This window comes from Streptomyces hilarionis, from assembly GCF_024539675.1.
GTDB lineage: Bacteria > Actinomycetota > Actinomycetes > Streptomycetales > Streptomycetaceae > Streptomyces > Streptomyces hilarionis.
In genome coordinates, this window is record NZ_JAHHIT010000317.1 from 1 (window position 1) to 3,447 (window position 3,447).

Genomic DNA, 3,447 nt, shown 5'->3' on the forward strand with positions numbered 1-3,447 from the left:
GCCCCCGCCTCCGCACGCCTCCCCGGGCCCTCCTCCGACTCCGTGCCGGGGCCGGTGCGCGTCCTCGCAGCTGTCTCCGCACCCGTACCCGTCGTCCCGTCCCGTCGCCCGCCCTGCCCGGCGGCCCGCCCGGAGTCCCCGTCCGCGGCTGCCGGGCGGCGCCACAGGCGCACGGCCACGGCGTACAGCAGGACGCCCAGCACCAGCCCCGCGCCCGCGCCGAAGCACAGCGTCGGCACGAGCTCCCACGGCCTGGCGTCGCGCGCGCCCCAGTACTCCCACCACCGGGTGGCCCGCCGCACCGCGGCGACCAGCGCACACCCGCCGATCAGGACGCCCGCCCACCGGCGGTCGCGCGAGGAGAGCACCGCGACCCCCGCCGGCCCGCCGGCGGGCGCCCGGCGCAGCGCGTACGCGACGAACCCGGCGATCACGACCGCGGCCACGGCCGAGCCCCCGTACTGGAGGTACCAGTACAGCGGCGAACCGGCGATCCGCTCGCCGAGGACGGGGAACAGCCGCATGCCCCAGCGGTCCAGGTGCGTGAACGCGTCCCACACCACATGCGTCAGCGCGCCCAGCGCCGCGCTGACGTACCACCGCAGGAGGAGCGGGGTCCGCACCCGCGCGCGGGGCGCCCCACAGCGGGTCAGGGCGGCCACCCGGTCCTGCCGGCCACGCGGCAGCAGCGCCACCAGAGGTTCGCGCACCAGCAGCCAGACCCCCACCAGCGCCCAGGCGATCACCACGTCGACCGTGAACACCCCGGCGAAAGAGTGCGTGACGTCCCCGAACTCCATGGCCTGCGGTCGCACGCTCGCCGCGTAGTAGGTCAGGTCGGGAGCGAACGACCCCGCCACCAGGACGGCGGGCGCCAGCCGCCCGCGACCGGACCCGTCGGCGCGTACGGCGGGCAGCACGGCCGCGGCATGGCTCAGCGTGAACGGCAACGGTGCTCCCGGGGGCGGACGTTGAGGGCCCGAGCGGCCCGGCGGGCGGACGACGCCCAGTATGCGGGTGCGACGTCACGGTCGACGACAGATGGCCGGCCGGTGAAAACGGCGCCCGAACGGGTGCCGGTCCAAAAGAAGTTGTCGTAGGGTCGCCTGGGTCGCGGTGCCCCGGACGCGTCGAACAAAGAAACAAAAAAGGGCAAACCGCTTGCGAGTGCAACCCTCGCGACGGCTGGACCGTCCCACCAGTGGCAACGGCGACCGCCGGCGGCCACGGGCGGGACGGCGACACGGCACCACCGCACCACGACCGGCAAGACGACGGCAACGGCACGACAGTGCAGGCGAAGACGGGCGTTCGACGTCCACGGGAGGGTTTCACTTCATGTCGGCGCATTTCGGCACGAGACTGCGCAAGGGAGCGGTCAACACGACCGTGGCCGCACTGGCCGTCGCGGCCCTGGCCGCCTCCCAGGCACCCGACGTCACGGCCGACGGCCAGGGCAGACGGACCGCCGCCGACACCCCCTCCGCCGACGCCGGCACGGGCACCGTCGACAGCGCCACCGGCAACTCCCCGTACTACACGGACCTGCCGCCGCTGAAGAGCCCCGCGCCTGCCCCGAGCAGCGGCTCGACCACCGCCCCGGCCGCGCCCGGCACCGCCGAGGCCGGCATCCCCGCGACCGTCCTCGACGCCTACAAGAAGGCCGAGGCGGCGCTCGCGCAGGCCAAGCCGGGCTGCAACATGCCCTGGCAACTCCTCGCCGCCATCGGCAACGTCGAGTCGGGCCAGGCCGGCGGAGGCAACGTCACCGCCGACGGCACGACCGTCACGCCGATCCTCGGCCCGGTCCTCGACGGCGTGGGCTTCGCCGACATCAAGGACACCGACCACGGCTCCTACGACGGCGACCGCGTCCACGACCGCGCCGTCGGCCCCATGCAGTTCATCCCCTCCACCTGGGCGTGGGCCGGCCGCGACGGCAACGGCGACGGCAAGAAGGACCCCAACAACGTCTACGACGCCGCGCTCGCCGCCGGCCACTACCTGTGCCGCTACGACTGGGACATGGCCACCACGGCCGGCATGCGCAGCGCGATCCTCAGCTACAACAACTCGACGGACTACCTCAACACCGTCCTGTCGTGGCTGGAGTACTACCGCAAGGGCACGCACGAGGTCCCCAACGGCACCGGCGCCGTGCCCGGCAGCCGCAGCGACGACCACCCGAGCACGCCCACCTCGCCGTTCGTCCCGGCGACACCCGCCACGCCGGGCAAGCCGGCGACCCCGGCCAAGCCGACCACACCGGGCAAGCCGGCGACGCCGCCCAAGCCGCCGGCGCCGCCCACGCCCGGCAAGCCCAAGCCGCCGGCGCCCACGCCGACCGACACGGTGGACCACCTCGAGAACGCGGGCGCCGCGAGCATCACCGCCATGGCGGGCCACGCCTACAGCGAGCGGATCAGCGCCCGGGCGGAGACCGCGGCCGGCAAGGCCGTCGCCAAGGTACGGATCCGCTTCACCGTCGTCGGCGACACCGACGCCGTCTTCGCGGGCGGCGAGAACGTCGCCGTGGTCGCCACCGACGCCAAGGGCGTCGCCGTCGCGCCCGCGCTCACGGCGGGCGAGAAGACCGGCGACTTCACCGTCCGCGCCACCCTCGCCGGACGCACGCTCTCCGCCCTCGACTACCGGGCCACCGTCACCGCCCGCGCCGCCGACGCCCTCGCCCGCACCACCGCGACCGCGCTCACCTGCGTCGCCGGCGGCGAGTTCGCCGACCAGGTCGAGGTCAAGGCCACCTACAAGGGCGCCGTCGCGGACAAGGTCGCGGCCACCGCCACCCTGGTGAAGTCCGCCGACGACCCCACCGCCAACGACAAGGGCCCCCACTTCAAGGACGCCGCCGGCAACGCCGTGCGCACCCTCGACCTCACGACGGACGCGAAGGGCCTGCTGCACCTGCCGACCCTGTACGCCGACGACACCGCCGGGACGTACCTGCTGCGCATCACCACAGCGGGCGGCGCGAGCCTCACCGTCGAACTGACCGTCACGGCCCCCGCGACCACGTCACCGAGCCCCGACCCCGGCCAGTCGCCGTCCACGCCCGGCGAACCGCCGTCCGCGCCGAGCGGGTCGCCGTCCGCGGCCACCGGCTCGTAACCCCTCCCGCACCACCACGACGGCGCCCCCGCCACGCGAGGGCGCCGTCGTCGTGTGCGACGTGTTCTCATCTCGCGCGCCCGTTGCTACCGTGCCGCACCTGACGACCTGTCAGTTACGTTGCGGATCCCCGGCCGGCTCCCGCAGCCGACCCCGTGGCCCTCGCAGGGAGGCCCGATGCGCGCCCTCATCGCCGCCGCGACCGGTCTCGCCGTCGCGCTCGCCCTCGTCCTCGCGCTCACCGCCCTGGGCACACCGACCGGCACGACCTCCCCGAAACCGTTCCTGACGACGGTCCCCGCCCACCCCTGACCCCCAGGC

3 protein-coding genes are annotated in these 3,447 nt (G+C 74.9%); 2 read left to right on the top strand and 1 reads right to left on the bottom strand.

Translation table 11 applies throughout. From position 1 onward, the window contains the following. Window positions 1-950 (bottom strand): DUF4184 family protein (locus tag KMS84_RS38250; RefSeq protein WP_438819036.1); only part of this gene is annotated, 950 nt, incomplete at its 3' end. Between the two features lie 388 nt (window positions 951-1,338). Here KMS84_RS38250 and KMS84_RS38255 point away from each other — a divergent pair. Both KMS84_RS38255 and KMS84_RS38260 read left to right on the top strand, forming a co-directional pair. Continuing rightward, window positions 1,339-3,126, top strand: a complete 1,788-nt coding sequence (locus tag KMS84_RS38255; RefSeq protein WP_256921162.1) for a lytic transglycosylase domain-containing protein — start codon at window positions 1,339-1,341, stop codon at window positions 3,124-3,126. Between the two features lie 177 nt (window positions 3,127-3,303). After that, window positions 3,304-3,438 (top strand): SPW_0924 family protein, encoded by a 135-nt coding sequence (locus KMS84_RS38260; protein WP_256921163.1) that lies wholly within the window; start codon window positions 3,304-3,306, stop codon window positions 3,436-3,438. Window positions 3,439-3,447 lie beyond the last annotated feature (9 nt).